The organism is Mucilaginibacter sp. RCC_168 (assembly GCF_041355315.1).
Lineage (GTDB): Bacteria > Bacteroidota > Bacteroidia > Sphingobacteriales > Sphingobacteriaceae > Mucilaginibacter.
In genome coordinates this window covers 218,794-241,781 of sequence record NZ_JBFUPN010000004.1, presented here as the reverse complement: position 1 = coordinate 241,781, position 22,988 = coordinate 218,794, and the positions used below count along the sequence as shown (strand labels likewise).

Below are 22,988 nucleotides of genomic sequence, written 5' to 3'. Positions count from 1 at the left end.
TTATATTACTAACCACTTTTGGTGATGTTGAGACCTATAATCTAATCTATAAATATAATGTATACGAAATAAACTACGCAGAGTTGAAAATATATTAAATAAAAATAAAGAGGATGAATTGAATGGCCTATATCTATAAAACAAAGGGTTATTCGCCCCAGGCGGTGATGATCAGGTTACGCTGGCCGCCGTAATTGCGATGTTCGCACAAATAAATGCCCTGCCACATACCCAGGGCAAGTCTGCCGTTACGAATGGGGATCATGACCGAGCTGCCCAGTAAAGCAGCTTTTAAATGCGCGGGCATATCGTCAGGGCCTTCATCATCATGATGGTAATCCGGATCATTTTCGGGTACGGTTTTGCTGAAGTACATTTCAAAATCACGCCTGACGGTGGGGTCGGCATTTTCATTGATCGTTAAAGAGGCCGAAGTATGCTGAATAAAAACCTGCATGATACCGGTTTTAATCAGGGCCAGTTGCGGCAGGGCATGTACTACTTCGGCAGTGATCAAATGGAAGCCCCTTTTCCGTTCTTTGAGCAGAAGCATTTGCTGATGTATTTGCATGAGATGTAACGGTGGTCTATATTTAATAAGTATCGATCGGAATTATTATTAAAGGTGCTTAATATAGTGTATTTTTTGATGGAGAATTCGTTTTACTTTACAAATACCCGCTAAATAACGTTTTCAATTAATACCCACATTAAGGAGTGGGGATACTAATGTGCCTGATTAGCTTTTTTGAATGCTGAAGGTGTTTGCCGGAAATGTGCTTTAAATGCGTTGCTTAAGTGGCTTTCATCGGTATAGCCAAATTCATCTGCCAGTTGCGACAGGGTTTTGTCGCTGTGAATCAGTTGATGGGCGATCAGTTTTAGGGCATATTCCTGTACGTATTTTTTATAAGATGTGCCGGTTGCTTTGCTGAAATATTGGTTAAAATAGGTTTTGCTGATACGAAAGGTATCGGCCATGTTTTGTAATGATAATAACTGCTTGTTGGTGATATGCTGATCAATGTAGTTGAGTATGGCCTGGATCTTATCATCTTTTGGCCTAACCATATTTTGATCAGCCCCCTTAGCTATCAGAGAAAGCACCAAAGCGAGGGCATTTTTGATGATGATATTTTGATAGCCGGTTTCTTTCCGGTGTTCAGCTATAATCAGATCCATCAACTGAATGATCTGTTGCCTGCTGCCCGGCAGGTCCATTTTGCGATGTGGGGATGACAGGCGTATGAATACCTGTTTAAAATCGGCATCTAATAACAGATCCTGGAAAAAGGCTTCGTGAAATTTGATGATACAGATAGCGCATTTTTCTTCGAATATAAAAAAGTGGGTATCTTGTGGAGCCAGTATAAACAGGTCGCCCTTTTTGTAACCATAACTACGGTCGTTGATCATATGCTGGCCTTTGCCACGCATAATATACTGTAGTTCATAATGGGTATGCTTATGCACGGGCAGGTGCCATTCGTTTTTAACAACATAGGCAATGTCGAACTTTTGAGTAAGGTTCCTGATGTGCATGAGCGAAAATTACAATTTAAATTTAATTTTCGGTTGCAGATAAAAAAGGCCGCCTATCTGGATTGAGCACCGTGAAAAAATTAAGAAAGAACAATAGTTTAATTCTTTTCATCCTCTAAACCCAATCGCATGGTGAGCATGTGTGGTGTAAACCCTACCTTTTCGTAGGCTTTTAACGCAGCAGTGTTAACGGCATAAACCTCCAGCCGTATTTCGGTAATACCCTGTTGTTGCGACCATTGTTTAAGCGCGTTTATGATTAATTTGTTTACACCTTTACCCCTATGTTCGGGCATTACATACATAAAACCCAGGTTAGCATGCTGTTGATGTTTTAAATAAGGTTTGGAATCAACAATGCGGGCGTAACCACAACCGATTACTTTTGAAGCGGTTTCAGCTACTACTACCCGGGCATCAGCTGCTTCAATTAACTCGGGAATGTTATAATAGTAAAGCGGCCCTGGTTTTAAGGTTGGGTCAAAAGGGCGTTCAGATTCTACTAAGGCCTGTTTAAATTCAAACAACACATCCAGATCTTTTAACTCCGCTTTCCTGATATTTATTTGCTCCATTTTATGGTCTCGATATCAGGTAAAATTATAAGTTTGTTTTGAAATTCGGGATCACTCCATGATTTTCCATCGTCCTGAAAATATTTTAACCAACTTGTCCAGTTTTGAAAATGATGTTCGTCATCTGTTTTTAAAACTTTAAAACTTAATAAAAATGAAAGATTTCCTATTTGTATTCAGAAACGATTTTGTTGGCGCGCCCCAAGGTTCACCAGAAGAAATGCAGGCCGTTACTCAAAGATGGATGGATTGGGTTGGTGGTATAGCTGCCCAAAACAAACTGGCTGATCGCGGAAACCGGCTGTTCGGAGATGGTAAAGTGGTAAGAAGCAATAATATTGTTACCGATGGCCCTTACACCGAAATTAAAGAATTGATTGGTGGTTACACCATGGTTAAAGCCGATTCATTAGAAGAGGCTGCCGAATTGGCCAAAGGTTGCCCTATTTTAGATTTTGGCGGCAATGTAGAAGTAAGAGAAGTTAACCCTTTATAAGTATATAACTGGGTTAAAACTAAAAGCCTTTATAAAAGTGAAGGCTTTTAGTTTTTAGTAGCCGCCTGCCCAATATCCAGGCGGCTGATCTTTCCTTCAGGGTTAATGATAAACCTGAAGTACGTTTTAAAATCGCTCCATTGATCCACAGTATTAACCATAAGTGCCCACACTTGGGATAGGTTCAAACCTGTGCCCAATGCCATTGGCCAGATAGGCCAGTCGGATAGTTGCATATGCAAAATAGATTGGTAGGTGAATACACTTTTAAGCGTAATAAAAGCGGATAAGAATGTTCTTACCCGCTTTTTTATCAGGAAATTAAATTAATTAGGTGCAACGGCTGAAGTAGCGTTAACATAAGGCCATATACCCGGAGTTGGGACAGATACACCTTTATTATTACCACGCTGGTTGTTATCGGCACCGAAGTAATATAAGGGCCAGCCTTTATAAACCAGTTGTGTTTTTCCGAATACTGTTATGGTTTGAAACTGGGTTTTATCCAAAACAGAAGGGACATTCAATCCTGCGTTAACCGCAGTATCGATAGGCCATACTTTGTTATTGCTGAAAGTAGAGTTGGTAAAATTGTTAATTTTAAACTTGTCATGGCTGAATGAATATAAGGTTTGACCACGATCATCAACAATGTACTGGGTTACACCATCACCGGCTTTAAGATCACTGTTATATTTAACGCCATCATTGCCAATTAACTGGCTGTTGCTTACCATAACAGTATAATCGGGTTTGGCAACAAACCAGGTGTTGCCTACTTTATCACCATTGATATCACCGGCATTGGCATCATTTTGATAATAATAAAGCGGCCAGCCTTTATAAGTGGTTTGTTTGGATCCATCAGTACGGGTTATAGTACCAAAATCCTTACTGTCCAAGCCTTTATCTAAAGTAAGATCTGCCTGGTAAAAAGTAGGCCAAGCCACCGAACATCCGCCGCTGCAACCTGAGCTGCCGTTGGCATCGATGGCAAAAAAGTAAAGGGCTTTTCCTTTGGAATCAGTTAGTACATTGCCAAATTTTGCATTGGCTGATAACCTAACGGCATTAGCCGGAGCAGGCTGGTTTGGGGTGTTGTTACTGTTATTTTTGGAGCATGACCAGCTGGCAAATATAACCGCAATGCCTGTAATTGCGAGGGGCAGATTTTTAAGTAAATTCATTGTACTGGTTAAAAATGATTAATAATAATTCTTTATAACTCCAATACGTTGTGAAAATGGCATTTGGTTGCCTGCAATAAAAAATAATATCGCTAAAAAAATAAATGTTAATTTATTGTAAATAGTAAGGTTGAATTTGGGTTTCTCTGTTATCAGCCAGGGCGAAATAAACCAGCCCGATAATTTAATGCCTTATCGTTAATTTATTAATAGCCAGGTGTTAATATTTACATCCTTTTATCTTTTGTGACAGATTAGTGTAATTTTGTTCCCATCATGTCGTTTAATCGGCAAATACTTTAAACTTTATCGCTGCATTTGTACAAATAGGGCAATAGTTTTTTAATAAGAAAAAGAATTGCTTTTGTTATGTTTAGATGATTTACTACGTCCTTATCAATAATTATGAAGAAAATTTTATTATTAGCCGTCGCCTTGCTGTGTTTAGGTATAAAAACTTTTTCACAAACTATACCAGTAGGGAGTTATACAGAAGATGTTGCCAGGAGAAACCAGTTATTAGGCAAAAGTGATAATACATCATCTTTTACTGTAAGACCGGTAAACGGTGAATGGCATGATACGGATTCATCTTTTAAACAATTGGTAGCCAGTAAATCATACGCCAATTTTCAGTTTATGGGAAAGCCATCTGGTATTCAAATATTTCCATTTAACTGGTTAAATGATTATAATGTTAAAAGGCCTTATGGATATAATAACTCTTCATTGTATCCTGCCGCCGGGTACCAGACCCGGGTTAGCGGAGGCTTTTTATTAAAAGCCAGTATATTTAGGGTGCAGATAAAACCAGAGTTTGTATATGCACAAAACAAAAGCTTTAACACGTTTGCCGACATACAGTCCAATAGTACCAATATACAACTTTTAAGGGCTTATTATACCAACATCAACGGTATCGATGCTCCGGAAAGATTCGGTAATAAATCATTACAGCATTTGTATCCGGGACAATCAAAAATAACGGTCAACTTTAAAAATATGGAAGCAGGTGTTTCAACAGAAAATATGTGGTGGGGCCCGAGTGTTCAAAACTCCATTATGATGAGTAACTCGGCACCTGGTTTTTTGCATTGGACATTTAATTCAGTTAAACCTATTAAAACTGTAATAGGGTCATTTGAATGGCAGATAATAGGAGGGAATTTAAAACAGTCGGGCTATCTTCCAATTGATACTAACATAATAGTGAATGGAAAAGGTTTATTTAAACCCAAGCCGGAAATTACCCGCTATATATCAGCTTATACGGTTAACTGGCAGCCCAAGTGGTTAAAAGGTTTGTATCTGGGAGTTACAGGATACGATTATTTGGATAAAGACTCACTTTATCATAACAAGAATATTTTCCGGAAATTATTTCCGGTAATTACCGGTTCATCCATTAAGGCTAACGATGCTTCTAATAGTACTGGTGGAGATAGGCAAGATTTTGCCTTTGCACTTAATGTACGACAATTATTACCTCTATATAACGCCGAACTTTACTTTGAATGGGCAAGGAATGATCGAACCGGTAGTATTAACGACTTCTTGCAGGAGCCCGGTCATTCGGTTGCTATCACTTTAGGTGGCCGTAAATTATTCGAATTATCTAAAGATAGATACATACAAATAAAAGCCGAGTTAACTCAATTGCAATGGTCACCTACTTTTTTACTAAGAGATGAACCTACCTGGTATACGCATATCATAAGCCCGAGGGATGGGTATACTAATGAAGGAAGATATATTGGTGCCGGTATTGGACCAGGGGGCAACAGCTTTATGTTTGATATCAGTTATCTAAAGGGGATGAATTCCTATGGCTTAACATTGGAACGGCAACTTCATAATAATGATCTGTATTATAGCGCCTTTAGCGGTACAGGTAATTTTAATTCGCATTGGGTAGATATTAACAGCACTTTTTACACTAATATCAAATTGAAAAAATACCTGATCTCGGGCGAATTAACTCCTGTTTACTCTTTAAACTACCAGTATAATCACGGCAATAGTTTTAATTTACATGCAAGGCTCAATCTTACCTATTACTTTGAATAATTAACCAGAGTAAATTTATTGAAAATAATATGTTATGTTTTGTTTTTACGTTACGTAGTGTAACTAACATGTTTTTAAAAATCAGATGAATGACTGCCGAAATATTATTAGCTCAAAAAAATAGCCTTAAAAAATTATCTTTGCGAAATTTTTACCAACTTTTAATAATACTACATTATTAAAACAAACTGTTAATAAATGGTTATTAATAGTTAACGGTCTGCGAATTTTAAATAAATGCTAAACAAGATATATTCTATACAATCGTCTACCCATAAACCAAATATACTCGTTATCGGTGATCTGATGATTGATCATTATATTACCGGCAGCGCATCCCGATTATCGCCAGAAGCACCTGTGCCTATTGTAAATGTGAAAAATGAGTCGGTTACCCTGGGAGGTGCGGGTAACGTTGTACAAAACCTGGTAGCTTTAGGTGCGCAAGTGGCTGTTGCCGGCGTAATAGGTAATGACACTGCGGGTGCTCAGTTAATAGAAATACTTAGCAGCGAAGGGGTACAAACACATACTATAATTAAAGATGAATTTCGCCCTACTACCGTTAAAACCCGGGTGCTTGCAGGGAGCCATCAACTGGTTCGGATAGATCGTGAAATTACCGATGCGGTATCTGAGGTTATTGCTGATAAGCTGCTTAATGAATTGGTTAGTCACTTTGAAAAAGCTGATATTGTAGTCCTGTCAGACTATAATAAGGGTTTGTTTTCCCCGTCTCTTACCCAAAAACTAATCCAGGAAGCTACACGTTATGGTAAAAGAGTGATCATTGATCCTAAGGGATTAAATTACGACAAATACAAAGGCGCATATATCATCAAACCCAATCGTAAGGAACTGGCTGAAGCGGCCCAGCTTGAAAAGGTTGATTCCCTGGAAAGCCTGCAACACGCGGCAAAAATTATTTTAAAACAAACAGGAGCTGCTTATTTGGTTGTAACACTCTCAGAAGAAGGCATGCTGATATTAAGTGAGTCAGGATATAAGTTGTTACCGGTAAAAGCCACAGAAGTATTTGATGTTACCGGTGCCGGCGATACAGTGCTGGCTACGATGGCTTATTTTATTGCAGCGGGTTTAAGTATTGAGGAAGCTGGCGAACTGGCTAACCATGCCGCTGCTATAGTAATACGCCAGGTAGGGAGCGCCACAACAACCATTGATGAGATCATTCTTGATATGAAAAGGGAAAGCTAAGCTTTATACTAAAACAAATAATAAAGGAAAGGACAATAAGTTGTATAAGTACAACATATTGCAACTAACATAAACAATAATGATTTTAGAAGCATTAAAGGATCATCAGCATACAACGCAAAAAGTAATAGATACACTTACTGGAGATATTGAGCAAGCTTGTAAAATGATATCGGATACCATAAAAAGTGGCAATAAGGTTTTACTGGCCGGTAATGGTGGCAGCGCTGCAGATGCCCAGCATATTGCTGCCGAGCTAAGCGGAAGATTTGTTAAAGAACGAAGAGCTTTGCCAGGTATAGCTTTAACGGTTGATACATCGGCGCTTACGGCCATAGCTAATGATTACGGCTACAATTATGTATTTTCGCGCCAGGTAGAGGCTTTTGCACAGAAGGGTGATTTGTTTATAGGTATATCAACCAGCGGCAATAGCCAGGGCATACTTAACGCTTTTGAAACCGCCGCAAAATTTAATTGCAAAACATTAGGATTATCTGGGCGCGACGGCGGAAAAATGAACGGTATATGCGATATGAATATCGTTATACCATCAAATGTAACCGCACGGATACAAGAAATGCATATACTGATAGGGCATATTCTTTGTCAATCAGTTGATGCCTTGTTTGAATAGTATTTTCAGCATAATCATAAATTGAATCGTATAGAGACAATAAAAACAAACAGATGAGGATCAACCTTGAAAAGACATTAGCAGACAAAATAACTACCATTCCTTTGCTTAAAGCACAAGTACAAAGCTGGCAAAGTATGGGTCAAAAAGTTGTTTTTACCAATGGCGTATTTGATCTGCTGCATATTGGTCATATCACTTATCTGGCTAAAGCAGCAGAACTTGGCGAAAAGCTCATCATTGGTCTTAATGCAGATAGTTCAGTTAGGCGTATCAAAGGCGAAAGCCGGCCGGTTAATGATCAAAATAGCCGGGCCGCTATATTGGCTGCCATGTTTTTTGTTGATGCCATTGTAGTTTTTGAAGAAGATACGCCGCTTAACCTCATCAGTACTTTATTGCCTAATATCCTGGTAAAAGGTGCCGATTATTCTGTTGAGAATATTGTGGGGAGCAAGGAGGTACTGGCCAATGGCGGTGAGGTAAAAACCATCGATTTTGTGAAAGGCTATTCGTCAACTTCAATTATTGAAAAAATCAAGCATCAAATTCCAGGTAAGGGATAGAGAATAAAAATACTGGTTCCCTTTTATCGAGGATATGGTTGGTTTAAATGCGTGATTAATAAAACGATAAGGATATATTAAATAATATAAAATTTTACGGCTGTCTTCAATAGCAAATTGATTTACCTTTGCAAAAAACCTAAATTAATTTATTGCAGGATTTTAGGCTCCGATATTTTTCAAATATGATTAAAACTAACTTTCTTATATTTCTGTTTATTGTTGCGTTTTGTTGCGGGGTAATTAACCATGCGGCTGCTCAAACCAGTATTAATCCCCAAAACCTCTCTACTATCAACGTTGATGCTTTAAGTGATCAGCAGATAAAGCAGTTAATGCAGCAAGCCCAAAGTTCCGGATTGAGTGATGATGATTTGATTCAACAAGCTCGCGGACGGGGTATGCCTGATGCTCAGATCCAGAAATTGCAGGCCCGTGTTGATCTGATCAGAAAAAGTGGGGGCGTGGGGCTGACCAATAGCGCTGATAGTAGTGTATCTGGCAAACGAAGCTTAAATTATAGGGTCGACTCGCTTGAGAACGCAAAACCAATTCTAAACGTTAATTATCCTGGCCCCAAAATATTTGGTTTGGATATATTCCAAAACAAAAGCTTAAAGTTTGAACCCAATTTAAAAATAGCCACACCTTTGAACTATATTGTTGGTCCTGAAGACCAGCTTGTTATTAATGTGTACGGAAACTCTCAGGTAAACTGGAAACTGGACGTCTCGCCCGATGGTAATATTAATATTCCGGGAGTAGGGATAGTTAACGTTGGCGGTAAAACTATTGAGCAAGCATCAGCCACTATAAAGGGCAGGCTGCAAGCCAGTAATTATGCTATAGGGCGAGGTACAAATGTACAAATTACGTTAGGTAACATTCGCAGTATTAAAGTGATCATGGTAGGGCAAGTGACCAAACCGGGTACATATACTTTATCATCATTGTCTACTGTTTTTAATGCACTTTATGCCGCGGGCGGCCCAAGCCGCATAGGGAGCTTAAGACAGATTGAGATCATCAGGAATAACCGTATCATCAGACATCTGGATGTTTATGATTTTTTGGTTAAGGGAAGTCAAAAAGATAATATAACCCTACAGGATCAGGATATTGTGAGGGTACCTACCTACAGAACACGCGTTGAAATGGCCGGCCAGGTTAAAATACCTGCGCTGTTTGAGGTTTTGCCAGGTGAAAATCTGCAAAATGTAATTGATTTTGCCGGTGGTTTTACGGATAGTGCCTATACAGCACGTATTAAGGTAATGCAGGTGAGCGATCAGCAACATCGTTTAACTGATGTTTTGGAAGCGGATTATAAAAATTACATACCATTAAGGGGCGACAAGTATACAGTAGAATCGGTTTTAAGCCGCTTTGAAAACCGGGTGGTTATTAATGGAGCGGTTTTCAGGCCCGGAGAGTATGAACTGCAGAATGGGTTAACACTGGCACAGCTGATTGAGAAAGCGTCTGGATTAAAAGAAGACGCTTTTATGGAACGTGGAAATATTATCAGGTTAAAACCCGATAATACAACGGAGCTTATTTCATTTAACGTAAAGGATATCATTAGTAAAAAGTCTTCTATTGCTTTACAGCGTGAGGATATCATAACTATATCGTCAATTTTTGATTTGCGCGATATATACCAGGTTACTATTAATGGCTCGGTGCGGAAACCGGGTGTATTTGCTTATGCAGAGCATCAAACAGTAGCCGATCTGATTCAAAAGGCGGGTGGTTTTGCCGAAGGCGCCAGCACTAACAGGATTGAAGTGGCCAGGAGAATAAACAACGGCGATCCATCATCAAGAAATAGTGCGGTTGCACAAGTATATAGCGTTAATATAGATGGCCCTTTAAGCGCAATCGATACTGGTTTTGTGTTAAAACCTTATGATATTGTATCGGTTTATAATTTACCAGGGTTTGAGAAACAGAAGATCGTGCACGTAGAGGGCGAAGTTCTATATCCGGGGTCTTATACTATTAAAAATAAAAATGAAAAAATATCTGACCTGGTTGCGAGAGCCGGCGGCTTAACCGCCTCAGCAGATGCAGACGGCGGATCATTAAAAAGGAATTACATAGCCATCTTAGGTATCGACAAAAATAAATCAGATACGGCTGCTATAGCCCGTGAACGAAGCGAGCAATTGAACAGGCTTAAAAGAACCTATAGTGACTCTACCGGTGTTAATAATGACGCACAACAGCGGAATAATTATGTGGGGATAGATCTTACAAACATTTTGAAATCTCCGGGTTCAAAAAGCGATCTTTTGCTGGAAGATGGTGATGTGCTGCGTGTGCCTAAACAGCAACAGGTGGTACGTGTTAACGGCGAGGTATTATACCCAAGCGCCGTGGTTTACAATAATTCAAAATCTTTTAATGATTATATTTACAATGCGGGTGGTTATTCGCCGCGGTCATTAAGAAGAGGTGCATACGTTGTTTACCCTAACGGTACGGTAAAAGGAACACGTAAATTCCTGTTCTTTAACAATCACCCCGTTGTAAAACCCGGATCTGAAATATATGTACCTAAAAAGCCTGAACCAAAAGGCGGCGGAATACAGAATTTTATTGGATTAGCAACAGGATTGGCCTCCTTAGGTGCAATTATTTTTGGAATAGTTAGTTTGAACAAATAAGCTGTTGTTTATTGAATTTTCACCACTTTATCGGATACTAAATGGATAAACCTGAAACAACTGAGCCTGATGAATTATCTTTAAAGGATGTTCTGTTGAAATACAAGTTAGTTGTCAAATATCTTAAAACCAAGATATTAATTATTGCTGTCTTTGGTGTTTTAGGCGGAGCCTTGGGGCTTACCTATGCCTTTATAAAGAAACCTGTTTATACGGCCACATGCACATTTGTTTTAGATGAAGGTAAGGCTGGAGGGGGCCTAAGTCAGGTTGCTGGGCTTGCTTCGCTGGCAGGTATAGATCTGGGTGGAGCTACAGGTGGGGGTGGCGTTTTTCAGGGCGATAATATTATGGAGCTTTACAAGTCCAGAAATATGATCGAGAAAGTGCTTCTAAGCGAAATAACAGTTAACAATAATAAACAGTTATTAATTGACAGGTATATCAAGGTATTAGGGCTTAGAAGGAAGTGGAAACAAGATGATATAGATACTATCAATTTCCAAGGGGCATCAGGTAGCTTTAGCCGAAAGCAGGATAGTATTATAACTGATATAGCCAAAACCATTAATAAAAAGGTATTAAAAATAAGTAAGCCAGATAAAAAACTAACTATTATAGAAGTTGATATTTCGTTTGTTGATGAAATCTTTGCGAAGGAGTTTAACGATAAACTAGTTACAACAGTAAATGACTTTTATATTAAAACTAAAACAAAAAAAACATTAACTAATGTAAATATCCTTCAGCGCCAGGCCGATAGTGTAAAAAATGTTTTAAATAACAGTTTAGGTGGCGTAGCTTCATCTATTGATGCTATTCCTAATGCCAATCCATTGCAAACTATTCTTAAAGTACCATCTCAGCGAAAGCAGATAGATGTGCAGGCAAGCTCAGCTATTTATGCAGAAATAGTTAAGAACTTAGAATTGTCTAAAATCACACTTAGGCAGGAGGCTCCTTTAATACAAGTAATAGATAATCCTGTATTACCACTTGTTGTAACTAAAATAGGTAAAATAGCAGCAGCTATTATTGGTTTGTTTTTGGGCGTTTTCTTGACTTCGTTAGTATTAGCCACTAAAAAGCTATTTGGGAATTAATTACAACTTCAACAGAATAGCAAATTATTGTTATTCCTTCTTTAATTAAAGAAACCCACCAATCAACTGGCATTTAATACAACTTGGAAAATCAAAAAATGAATAAATCAAACATTATTATTGCTTATGCAGGGGGCCAACTTCAAACTGATAGCGGCGGGCCATATAAGTTTAAATCAGAAGTAAGTTAGGTTCTCAATAAAAAGCAATGGTTAAAGAAAAGAGCAGTTATACATTTTACCTTTATAAGATAAAACAATTTCTTAATTTAGATTCTACCGTATACTTGTCAATAGGTTCAAAGGCTTGGAGTGTAATCAAAACACCTTTATCGGTTATATTTATTACCAGATATCTGAGCCCAGAATATCAAGGCTATTGGTATACGTTCTTAAGTATGGCTGCTCTTACTGTATTTGCCGAGTTAGGATTTACTTCTATAGTCATTCAGTACGTTAGCCATGAATTTGCTCATTTACAGTTGAATGAAGATAATACAGTATCTGGAGATAGTTTAAAACTTGAAAAGTTTATTGGTTTAATAAAATTTTGCATAAACAGATATCTAATAATCATACCTATAGGTGTGCTCATCGTTTTATTAGTAGGTTTTATATTTTTTAAAAATGCATTGTATAACACTCACTTAATTACAGTTTGGATCATTTATGCTGTTTCAGGAGGACTTACCCTTTTCACCTCTTTGCTTTCGTCCATTATACAAGGGATCAATAAGGTTAAACATGTACTTCAAATTAATTTGTACGCTAATATTGTAAGTACAATAACTATATGGGTAGTATTAATTAGTGGAGGCGGTATTTGGGCGCTAACTATTAGTAGTTTAATGCTTTGTGCAGTTTCATTTTCGTTTTTCTTTAGTAAATACTATCATTTTTTTTCCCAGGTTTATTCGTACCCCATAATCAATAAATTCAACTGGGGTAAAGAGGTTTATAGTTTACAGATGCGTTATTCTATTAGTTGGATAGCCGGATACTTTGTTTTTAATTTCGTAACACCTGTAACCCTATATTTCTTAGGACCGGTTATGGCTGGAAAGGTAGGGATTACCTTTACCTCAACCTCCGCAATTTTGCAAATGTCGTATTCCTGGGTATCGAATAAGATACCAGAACTTAATATGAACATTTCGTTAGGCAAAAAAAATGAAGCTAAAAATCTTTTTAGATCCCTGAATAAAAGCAGCTTGTTTTTCTTCCTTCTATGTTCAGCTATAGTATTGATAGTTTTACAAGTTAATTTATTTAATTTAAGCATTAAATTTTTACCGGTATGGGTTACAGCTATTGTTCTGATATCAGAGTTTGCAAAGTTGTTATTTGGCAATTGGGCAGTTTATTTAAGGGCATATAAATCAGAACCCTATTTATTTTTATCGGTTGCTAATGGCTTGTTAACACTGGTAACTTTCCTTGTATGTTTAAAATTTTATCATTCTTTCAACGCTGCGATTATTATTTTTACTATCCTTCAGCTCGTTACATTGCTTGTTGGGAGAAAAAAGTATGTTCAAAAATAAATTGATATCATTAAAAATAAAAGATGAGCATTTGCCTTTCTATATGTATTCCCACTAAGGGTAGGTTAGAAATTTTGAAAAATACATTAGACAGTATTTATTCGGATTACGAGGGTAATTACGATGAATTTGAAGTCGTGATTTCGGATAATTCAACCGACGAATTATTACCCCAAATGTTGAATGCATATAAACAGCATCCTAATATTGTTTATGAAAAAACCAATGTGGAAGGTTTTTTAAATTCAATAAATGCTTTAAAAATGGGAAAGGGACTATTTCTAAAGCTTCACAATGATTATACAATATTAAAAAAAGGAGCTTTAGCCGAAATTATATCATTTGTCAAGACTGAAGCAGAAAAAAAACCTTTAATCTTTTTTTCTAACTACGAGCGAAGGCGAAATGATATAGCCAGATATGATTCATTTGATTCATTTATTTACGATTTGTCTTTTTTGAATACCTGGAGTACCGGTTTTGCTATTTGGAAAGAAGATTTTAATGTTTATTCAAAAATGGATCTAAATGAAGTATTCCCACATACATCATTATTCTTATTTCAACATGAAAAAAGGTCATTCGTCATCAATGATATATTATTATTCAACAACTACGAGGTTAATAAAAAAGGGGGATACAATCTATTCAATGCCTTTGCTGTTCAATATTTAAGTATGGTTGAAGATTGCCTAAAGAAAAATCAAATTACTCAGCATACTTTCAATCATATTAAACAAGATCTGTTCAAGAATTTCCTTGTGGTATGGTACTATAACACCAAAGTGGCAATCAACCAATACACATTTGATTTATCAGGTATCAAGGCCTCAATAAAAGTATATTATTCCGAACTCTGTTATTATCAGATGATTATATTGGCATATAAAAGAGCTTTTCTTAAAAATGCAAAAAAACGTTTTTTTGCATTATTGAAATGAAACTAAAATAATATGTTAAAAAAAGCAGTTATAAACATAGCTTCTTCCGTTGGGTACATAGCTTCATTTCTTTTAACAAAGAAATTATTTTGGTTTTTTGACTTAGTTAAAAATGCTATTTATTCTGGTTGGATCAAATCATCATTAAAAAAAGTAGGTGAAAATTTTTCTGTACAATATCCCATGAACCATGTTGGATTGAAATTTATTTCTATTGATAATAATTTTAGTTGTTTTTCTCGTTTAAGGCTTGAGGCTTTTGATAAGCATTTGGATAATTCTTATACACCGATTGTTAATATTGGGGCTAACGTTAGTATCAATTTTGATTGTCATATCGCGTGTATAAATAATATCGAAATTGGCAATAACGTATTGATAGCAAGTAAGGTTTTTATCACTGACCACTCCCACGGTGAAATTAACACTTTGGCGCTTGAAACTCCGCCTTCCGCAAGAAAGGTTGTATCAAAAGGACCTGTAATAATTGAAGATAATGTATGGATTGGAGAAGGAGTTGCCATATTGTCTAATGTTACAATAGGGAAAAATTCTATTATTGGTGCCAATGCTGTAGTTACCAAAAGCTTCCCTGAAAACTCATTGATCGGTGGGAACCCAGCTAAACTCATAAAAACTATTGAATGAAAAATGCAATATTTACAATTTGCGCTAAAAATTACATGGCTCATGCAAAAACACTGGCCGATTCTGCAAAGAAATTCCATCCTGAATGTGATTTTTTTATTTTACTATCTGACGAATTGGATGGAAACGATTTAAATTGTGATTATAAAGTTATCGAATCAAAAGATATCGGAATAGTGGGATTTGAAAAAATGGCTTTTCAATACGACGTTATTGAGTTTAGCACATCCATCAAGCCTTATTTCATTAGTAAGCTTTTTAACGAGGGGTATGATAAAGTACTTTACATAGATCCAGACATGGTTGTTTACAGCAGCCTTAATTTTATATTTGATCATTTGAATGATTATGATGCTGTTTTAACACCACATTTATTAAAGCCCTATATAAAGTATACCGGAGCTACATCAGAAGAGGAGTTATTATTTGTTGGCATATACAACCTCGGCTTTTTTGCTATAAAAAACTCAGTGACAGGTAATCATATAACTAATTGGTGGATTGAGAAGTTAAGTAACCAGTGTTACGCCGACAAGGAAGATGCATTACATGTTGACCAAAGATGGATGGATTTTCTGCCATCGTTATATACTCGCGAAGTATTAATATTAAGACATCCTGGGATTAACCTTGCATTTTGGAATTTTCATGAGAGAAAACTTAGCAAAGTAAATAACGACTATTTTGTGGATGAAGATTACCCCTTAGTGATCCTGCATTTTTCGGGCTTAGAGGCACACAATGTTGAAGCTGTGTGTAAAAAACAAACAAAGTATACCCTGTCAATTATTCCTGAATATAGGGCCTTGTTTGAAGCTTATGTTGAATGTCTGAAAAATAATGATTTGAACAGGCTAAGTCAATTAAGTTACAAATACAATGAATTTGATAACGGAAATAGCATTTTAAAATATCATAGACGATTATTTAGAGGATTAGTAGAAGAAGGTCACATTTTCCATGATCTTTTTTCAACAACTAATGAAAATTCGTATTACCAATTATTGGTAAGAAATAAAGCAATGCTATTTGATAAAGAAGGCAAATTCAAAACTCTAAAGAAAACATATGGCAGTCAGCCTCCAATATTCAATAAAGTTTTTAAACTACTCCGTATTTTCAAGTTTTTATTTGGCATAGAAAAGTATTACCTGATGATGCGTTTCTTTTCAATATATAACAGGTTTGAAAAGCAAACATTTATTTTAAAAAACAAATAGATTATATTTTAGTAACTGTGATGATTGGTTTAACAATCATAATAGTTTGCATGATGGTGTGAAGTATGAGAATAGCAGTGGATGGGGTCCGTTTATCCAGAAAACCGTCGGGAGTAACATTTATTGTAATCTCGATTATTAAACAATTGGCAATTCAATGTCCATCATGGAATATTTATGTTTTGCTACGCGCCGAAATTCACCCCCTGTTGAAAGGTGTTTTAGTTGAAGATAATATCAAATTTATTATTAGTCGCCCGTCTCTTCTTAATAGTAAGAGCTTATTTTGGTCACTGTTTCAGCTTAATAGAATGATAAACAATCTAAACCCCGATTATTTTATCGCTCCTAATACGCTACTTTATCCATTCTTCGCAAATAAAAAGGTCAAAAAAATAATTTTTGTACATGATTTAGTTTTCAAAACCTGGCCGGCAACAATGTCTTTTTTGAATAAAATCCAATTGATTATCTTATTCAAATATTCGATAAAGAAGGCCGCCATAATATGGTGTAACTCGAATTACACCAAACGAGAGTTATTGAATTACTATCATTCTCAAACCGATACAAAGCCAATCTTCGTAGGCGCAGGCTTAAATATTGATTTTAAATTAGCGTTGGCTAAATATAACACTACAAATGCAGCAGCAGTAAAAAACAGTGTGAAGCCCTATATTATATTTGTTGGGACCATTGAACCAAGAAAAAACATACCATTTCTGCTTACGGTTTTTAAAAAACTATCAAATCAATTTGATTTAATAATTTTAGGCGGTAAAGGATGGGGCAATGCAGAAAATAAAATATCGAGTATTCTTAATGCCGAGGACTATCCGAAAAACAATGTAAGGGTTATTAGCAATATTGATACTGATCATTTAATAGCGTTATATAAAAATGCTGCACTTTATTTAACAACTTCATTTAATGAAGGCCTGGGACTACCATTGCTTGAAGCAATGGCTTGTGGCTGTCCCGTTGTTTGCTCTCATAACTCCGCAATGATTGAAGTTGTACAAGGTGTGGGAATAACTGTAAATTCATGGGATGTTAATGATTGGCTAAATGCTATATCAGAAGTTAAATCAAATAGGGAATATTATGTTGACCGTGGTTATAAAAGAGTAGATAATTTTAATTGGGAAAAAGTTATAACATCATTTGTGAAATTGTTAAATAGTTAGATGAACAAAGAATGTTTACAGAATTTGCCATAGGTATTAGCCTTAGTGTTTTCCTGGTAGGAACATATCTAATATGGTTCAGCAAAAAAAACATTTTCAATCATTCTGTATTGGGGTTGTGTTTTGTTGCTTACCTGGTTCCAGCTTTTGTAATTAAATATGATGATTATTCAACACCTGATGTAATACGCCTATATGTAATAATTAACCTTTTGGGGTGTTTCACCTATCTTAGCGGTATGCTATTAGGGTATCGAATAAAAACGCTCATAGCTGTTAATACCTTACTACAATTTCGCTTTTTAAGCACGGTACATGATAATGAACACGGTATACAAAAGATTAGAAAGGTATCATCTATTATATACGTTGCGGCCCTTGGTGGTATTATCATAAGTTATATTTTGATGGGTTTTGTTCCGTTGTTTGCAGCCAATCCTTTTATGGCCAAATTTTTTAAGGGCGAATATCAAGCCCCCTATGAAAGGGTTGCATTTTTATACAGAACGGCAAGACAATTACTTGAATTCTTAATGCCTTTACGAATATTGGAACTTTTTATAAACTTTAATCTCAAGAGCGTTATTTTGGTTTTATCGGGCATTCTACTAATTGCCGTAAGTTTAAATAGAGGGCCAATTTTATCGGGATTTTTGGTAGCTATTTCCATATTTGTCGCTTTGAAAAAGAACAATGGACCGTTTTGGATATATTTGATAATAGTGTTCTCATCCTATATATTGGGAAGTGGCGTATACTATTTACTCGGGTTGGCCTTTCCTGACAGTTTTTTTGGCGATGCCGCAAATGTCGGGTTTTTTGAAGCCGTAGCTATGGGAGCACCAGATATAACTGATCAATTATCATTTTTAAGTGCATTTTTAGATTCTGGCAGCCACTACTCATACGGTTTAACTTTTTTTGGGGGGCTTATACCCTTTAACTTCCCCTGGAACCCCTCTGTATATACATTAACCATTTTAAATAGCAGTAATGATATTTCCGAAGTAGCGTCAGGCGGCTTAAGATTACCTGTTTCACTTTGGGGCTACATAAGCTTTGGATGGATTGGAGTAGCCTTGGTTCCATTTTTTTCCGGCGTCTTTACGGGCTATATTGTAAAAAAAGTCAAAAGAATCATTAATACCCTACGTGCAAATGAGAGCGGCTATGTCTCATTCTTTTTAATTCAGTTTGTGTTTAGCAATATTGCCGTTGTATTTACGAATTTTTATTTCCTTTCTATTTATTCTCTTCCAGCCTTTGTGTTGTTCTATACAATTATAATGGCAGGTAAAACAAAAAACAAGGAATTAACTGGCAGTAGTATTGTAACGTATCATAATAAACAATAATTTATGTAAAAATTAATCTTCAATATTGAAAGCCGATAATATTATTTGTAATCTTAAAAGTATGGAAGCGCTGTTAATGAGTATTCTATAAAAAACCAGTTTAAACAGAGTTAAAAAAAGTGGTTTCAAAGGTTAAAAATTGTTTCGGTATGAAGAGTGTCTTTGAATACAATTATGCCCTACATCATTATTGAAATCGTGATCCTTACTCAGTCCAGGTATTAAAGTCCGATTACAGTCAATATAAAATTTAATATGCAAGTTATTTTGTATTAAATATAAAGGACAGATTGTAAGGCATCAATGTTTATAATTTAGTTAATGAATACATTTTATTTACCCATACGATCATTTGGCGATTTTATAATTACAGCATCAGTTGTAAAACATAACTTTGTTAATAAAATTCCTATCATATTGCCTGATTACTTTAAAGAAATATTCAGTGCCATCAATGCAGAAAGCCTTTTTGAGATACGGAGTACAAATAATTATAAAAATCAGCCAGCCTTTTTTGAATTATACAAGGTAAAAGATTTTAAAAACTTTACAAGGCTTATTAATGACATAAAGATACTTATTTCTACTGTTAATCATAATGATAGGTACCTTGTTGACTATAGTAGTAAAAGGCTTGCATTTACGAGAGCTAATTTAGTTTGGCCCGAAAAAAAACTAAATGCTTATGAAGGAAGGTTGAAATTATTTTCGGATTTAAATCTGATTCGTGATAATTCGTCAGCAGACCTGATAAATACGGTTGACCCTGATAAATTAACGAGAATACTTATCTTGCCTGATAGCAGGATAGAAATAAAAAGTATAAGCCCTGATCTGGTACAATTGATCAGAAACGAATTTAAAAGCATTGTTACCAACGTAGCACATTTTTCTACAAATAATAATAGAGTTAATAATGACTGTTTATACTACTCAAGTTTTAATGAACTGATAGCACTAATTTCATCATATGATTTAATTATAAGTGCCGAAAGCTTACCCTATCATTTGGCTAGCCATTTAAAAAAGGCACATTTTGTTATTTATAACCAATCACGCCATTTCGATGCCAAATTCATGACGCCTTTTATGGTTGCGAATAAATATTATTCATTGTTTACTGGTTCCAATGCCAAATCAATTATAGGTGATTTAAGTAAAATCTTACTTGGAAATGCTTGATTCAATAAACAAATTGCATTTAAATGCATCTGCTAAGCAAATGACTTCGATGGGTATCCTTTGCTATAATTTTAAGCTTTATTTATAGCATTCAAAATTTACAAAAAGTACGTATAAATCCTATGTTATAAGCAAATCATTAACAAGAACTATCAACCATATGTGTATTTCATTTCTAACCAACAAACAATTCGGCCAAATAAATTATGAATTATAAAGTTGCCATCTTAATTCCTACATTAAATGCAGACCAGCACTGGCTTAACACGCTTGAAAGTATTAGCAACCAAACATATAACTTAATTGATAAAGTTATTATTGATTCTGGCTCAACAGATAATACGATACCGTTGGCACATAGGTTTGGATTTAAGATAGTTGAAATTAATAAAAGTGATTTTAATCATGGTAAAACCCGGCAACAGCTTATTGATCTTTCAGATGAACCTGATATATGCATTTTTTTAACACAAGATGCGATTTTAGCTTCGCAGGACAGTATATCAAATCTTGTTAAGGTCTTTAATGATTCGGAAATAGGTATGGCCTATGGCAGGCAATTACCACATAAAAATGCTAAAACACTGGAAAGCCATGCCCGTTTATATAATTATCCGGATCAAAGTAATGTACGCTCTTATAATGATAAAGACCGACTTGGTTTTAAGGTTTTTTTCTGTTCAAATTCGTTTGCTGCATACAGGCATAGTGCATTGATGGCTGTAGGGGGCTTCCCATCTGATTCAATTATGGGGGAAGATGCTATCGTGGCCGCAAAGATGTTAAAAGCAGGCTTTAAAAAAGCATATGTAGCCAATGCTACGGTTTATCATTCACATAGTTATAAACTAAAAGAAGAATTTGAACGATATTTTGATACCCGAGTTTTTCATGAACAAAATAAATGGTTGATTGAAACCTATGGGAAACCTATTGGAGAAGGTATTAAATTTATGAAATCGGAATTAAAGTATGTATTTAAAAATGATTTAAAGGCTGTTTTTAAATCCACATTTTCATTGGGTGCCAAATGGTTAGGATATAAAGCTGGAGGCCTCTATAAAAAAATGCCATTATGGCTCCTCAGAAAATTTTCAATGCATAAGTTTTATTGGAAATAAAGTCTTATGTTTTATTCAATTTTTCATACAAAAGAGTCTGATTTTAGACTATTAATATCATGGTGTGATATTAATTTATTGTTATTTAATTATAAATATTAAAAGAGATCGGATCCTAATCATTCTTTGGGATAGTTTTTTAAAAGAAGATTTTTTAAAAAAAAATAACGGATTGCAAAACAAAAAGCAGGTTTAAAGCCTTTACTATAGTAAGTAAATGTGGAAAAAATAATTTATGGTGTAGCGTTTTTTATTTAATCATCGTATTGGTATTAAAACGCAATGTTTATCGTTATGTAAATAATATAACAGATAAAGTGCTATATTTGCAAAACTATACCTATGGCAATACGATACTCCAAATTTCTACCGCCCGTTACTTTTATAAGTGATTTAATAGTATTAAATATTGCTTTACAGTGTGCACATACGCTGGTATTTACATACTACTCATCCCAGATACAATCTGTAAATTTTACGCTACTTGTTAATTTGGTTTGGGTATCGGTTTCAACCATTACCAAAAATTATATTATCTCCAGACCGTTGGTATTAAAGGATAACCTGAACCGGTTTTTATCGTCCTTGCTTTATCATCTGCTTGTGGTTCTCGGGGTTATCTACTTTTTCAAGCTGTACGAGGTTAGTCGCTGGGAAATGTTCTTCACTTATTCCCTGTTCTTCTTTTTCATTATTATACAGCGATCGGTTATATTCTTTATCCTGGATTATATCCGGAAAAAGGGATACAACAGAAGGCATGTACTGGTTATAGGAGATCAGGACATTGCCAATCGTCTCATCAGGTCATTCTCCAAACATCCGGAATACGGTTACTACTTTACTGATTTTATTTCGGAGGATATGATAAAGGACTTTCCGGAACAGGTTTTGATGGAGAAATTGATTGACAAAAGCCCGGACGAGATATTTGTATGTTATAAATACCTTCACCCATTATTACTGCAAAAGCTGGTTGATTTTGGTGAACAGAACGCGGTTAAAATTAAATTGGTGTCAGATCTGATATTAAATAATAACTATGCCAGTATAGTTAATTATGAAAACCTTCCGGTTATTCAGCTGTCTGCAAATCCCGAGCTTAGTTTTAAGGTGATATTTTTTAAGCGGAGTTTTGATATCGTGTTTTCGTTATGTGTAATGATTGTTGGCTTCCCGGTATTCCTTTTATTGATGTTAATTACAAAACTCACATCAAAAGGCCCGGTTTTTTATAAGCAGGAAAGAATAGGCCGGAATCATCGACCATTTACCATATATAAGTTCAGAAGCATGTATGTAAATGCCGAAAAGGCTGGTCCGCAGCTATCAAGCGAGTGGGACCCGCGCATAACCGGATGGGGTAGGATATTAAGAAAATCGAGGCTGGATGAGTTGCCCCAATTCTGGAACGTGCTTAAAGGCGAAATGTCTGTAGTCGGCCCAAGACCAGAGCGGCAGCATTTTATTGAACAGCTTATCGAAAAATCGCCCAGTTATAAAAAATTGTTACGTATTAAACCCGGTCTTACCTCTATTGGCCAGGTATCTTACGGCTATGCCGAAAATCTGGATCAAATGCATAGCCGTATCCGTTATGACCTCATCTATCTCAACAATATCAATTTCAACAGTGATATGGGGATAATTTTAAAAACCATCAGGGTAATGGTACAGCTAAAAGGCAAATAACCCCGTACGTTATCTGTACTTGTTATTTTGGCATGTTGT

21 protein-coding genes are annotated in these 22,988 nt (G+C 35.8%); 16 read left to right on the top strand and 5 right to left on the bottom strand.

What is annotated here, in order from left to right; all coding sequences use genetic code 11:
* Window positions 1-148: 148 nt before the first annotated feature.
* From AB6735_RS05160 to AB6735_RS05150, 3 genes are all read right to left on the bottom strand, one after another.
* Window positions 149-571: a secondary thiamine-phosphate synthase enzyme YjbQ gene (locus AB6735_RS05160; RefSeq protein ID WP_370994783.1), complete on the bottom strand. Its 423-nt coding sequence runs from the start codon at window positions 569-571 to the stop codon at window positions 149-151.
* Between the two features lie 155 nt (window positions 572-726).
* The gene (locus AB6735_RS05155; protein WP_370994782.1) at window positions 727-1,542 is read right to left on the bottom strand and encodes an AraC family transcriptional regulator; all 816 of its coding nucleotides are present in this window, start codon (window positions 1,540-1,542) and stop codon (window positions 727-729) included.
* A 98-nt stretch (window positions 1,543-1,640) separates the two neighbouring features.
* Window positions 1,641-2,117 (bottom strand): GNAT family N-acetyltransferase, encoded by a 477-nt coding sequence (locus tag AB6735_RS05150; protein ID WP_370994781.1) that lies wholly within the window; start codon window positions 2,115-2,117, stop codon window positions 1,641-1,643.
* Window positions 2,118-2,271: 154 nt separating this feature from the next.
* On the opposite strand from AB6735_RS05150, the gene AB6735_RS05145 reads away from it, so the two are divergent.
* Window positions 2,272-2,613 carry a YciI family protein gene (locus AB6735_RS05145; protein ID WP_370994780.1) on the top strand — a complete coding sequence of 114 codons (342 nt, stop codon included), beginning with the start codon at window positions 2,272-2,274 and terminating at the stop codon, window positions 2,611-2,613.
* Between the two features lie 47 nt (window positions 2,614-2,660).
* On the opposite strand, the gene AB6735_RS05140 is transcribed toward AB6735_RS05145, so the two are convergent.
* Window positions 2,661-2,849 carry a hypothetical protein gene (locus tag AB6735_RS05140; protein WP_370994779.1) on the bottom strand — a complete coding sequence of 63 codons (189 nt, stop codon included), beginning with the start codon at window positions 2,847-2,849 and terminating at the stop codon, window positions 2,661-2,663.
* Between the two features lie 90 nt (window positions 2,850-2,939).
* Window positions 2,940-3,800, bottom strand: a complete 861-nt coding sequence (locus tag AB6735_RS05135; RefSeq protein ID WP_370994778.1) for a hypothetical protein — start codon at window positions 3,798-3,800, stop codon at window positions 2,940-2,942.
* Between the two features lie 405 nt (window positions 3,801-4,205).
* Here AB6735_RS05135 and AB6735_RS05130 point away from each other — a divergent pair, with 405 nt between their 5' ends.
* The 15 genes from AB6735_RS05130 (at window position 4,206) to AB6735_RS05060 (ending at window position 22,949) form a co-directional block, all read left to right on the top strand.
* A complete protein-coding gene (locus tag AB6735_RS05130; protein WP_370994777.1) occupies window positions 4,206-5,867 on the top strand; it encodes a capsule assembly Wzi family protein in 1,662 nt (553 codons plus the stop codon).
* A gap of 237 nt (window positions 5,868-6,104) precedes the next feature.
* A complete protein-coding gene (gene rfaE1 / locus AB6735_RS05125; protein WP_370994776.1) occupies window positions 6,105-7,085 on the top strand; it encodes a D-glycero-beta-D-manno-heptose-7-phosphate kinase in 981 nt (326 codons plus the stop codon).
* A 79-nt stretch (window positions 7,086-7,164) separates the two neighbouring features.
* On the top strand, window positions 7,165-7,722 hold the full coding sequence (gmhA, locus tag AB6735_RS05120) for a D-sedoheptulose 7-phosphate isomerase (RefSeq protein WP_370994775.1): 558 nt from the start codon (window positions 7,165-7,167) through the stop codon (window positions 7,720-7,722).
* Between the two features lie 53 nt (window positions 7,723-7,775).
* The gene (rfaE2, locus tag AB6735_RS05115; RefSeq protein WP_370994774.1) at window positions 7,776-8,288 is read left to right on the top strand and encodes a D-glycero-beta-D-manno-heptose 1-phosphate adenylyltransferase; all 513 of its coding nucleotides are present in this window, start codon (window positions 7,776-7,778) and stop codon (window positions 8,286-8,288) included.
* Between the two features lie 185 nt (window positions 8,289-8,473).
* Window positions 8,474-10,957 carry an SLBB domain-containing protein gene (locus AB6735_RS05110; protein WP_370994773.1) on the top strand — a complete coding sequence of 828 codons (2,484 nt, stop codon included), beginning with the start codon at window positions 8,474-8,476 and terminating at the stop codon, window positions 10,955-10,957.
* Window positions 10,958-10,998: 41 nt separating this feature from the next.
* Window positions 10,999-12,060: a Wzz/FepE/Etk N-terminal domain-containing protein gene (locus tag AB6735_RS05105; protein WP_370994772.1), complete on the top strand. Its 1,062-nt coding sequence runs from the start codon at window positions 10,999-11,001 to the stop codon at window positions 12,058-12,060.
* 208 nt (window positions 12,061-12,268) lie between these two features.
* Window positions 12,269-13,603, top strand: coding sequence for a hypothetical protein (locus AB6735_RS05100; protein WP_370994771.1), 1,335 nt, complete (start codon window positions 12,269-12,271; stop codon window positions 13,601-13,603).
* Window positions 13,604-13,626: 23 nt separating this feature from the next.
* On the top strand, window positions 13,627-14,544 hold the full coding sequence (locus AB6735_RS05095; RefSeq protein ID WP_370994770.1) for a glycosyltransferase family 2 protein: 918 nt from the start codon (window positions 13,627-13,629) through the stop codon (window positions 14,542-14,544).
* Window positions 14,545-14,556: 12 nt separating this feature from the next.
* Complete coding sequence (locus AB6735_RS05090; protein WP_370994769.1) at window positions 14,557-15,192, top strand: DapH/DapD/GlmU-related protein; 636 nt, start codon at window positions 14,557-14,559, stop codon at window positions 15,190-15,192.
* Window positions 15,189-16,412, top strand: coding sequence for a hypothetical protein (locus AB6735_RS05085; RefSeq protein ID WP_370994767.1), 1,224 nt, complete (start codon window positions 15,189-15,191; stop codon window positions 16,410-16,412). The genes AB6735_RS05090 and AB6735_RS05085 overlap by 4 nt, the downstream gene beginning before the upstream one ends.
* Before the next feature lie 65 nt (window positions 16,413-16,477).
* A complete protein-coding gene (locus tag AB6735_RS05080) occupies window positions 16,478-17,599 on the top strand; it encodes a glycosyltransferase family 4 protein (RefSeq protein ID WP_370994766.1) in 1,122 nt (373 codons plus the stop codon).
* An 11-nt stretch (window positions 17,600-17,610) separates the two neighbouring features.
* The gene (locus AB6735_RS05075; RefSeq protein ID WP_370994765.1) at window positions 17,611-18,954 is read left to right on the top strand and encodes an O-antigen polymerase; all 1,344 of its coding nucleotides are present in this window, start codon (window positions 17,611-17,613) and stop codon (window positions 18,952-18,954) included.
* A gap of 321 nt (window positions 18,955-19,275) precedes the next feature.
* Entirely contained in the window at window positions 19,276-20,136 is an 861-nt protein-coding gene (locus tag AB6735_RS05070; RefSeq protein ID WP_370994764.1) for a hypothetical protein, read from the top strand.
* 206 nt (window positions 20,137-20,342) lie between these two features.
* Complete coding sequence (locus AB6735_RS05065) at window positions 20,343-21,257, top strand: glycosyltransferase family 2 protein (RefSeq protein ID WP_370994763.1); 915 nt, start codon at window positions 20,343-20,345, stop codon at window positions 21,255-21,257.
* A gap of 342 nt (window positions 21,258-21,599) precedes the next feature.
* Window positions 21,600-22,949 carry a sugar transferase gene (locus AB6735_RS05060; protein ID WP_370994762.1) on the top strand — a complete coding sequence of 450 codons (1,350 nt, stop codon included), beginning with the start codon at window positions 21,600-21,602 and terminating at the stop codon, window positions 22,947-22,949.
* Window positions 22,950-22,988: the final 39 nt, after the last annotated feature.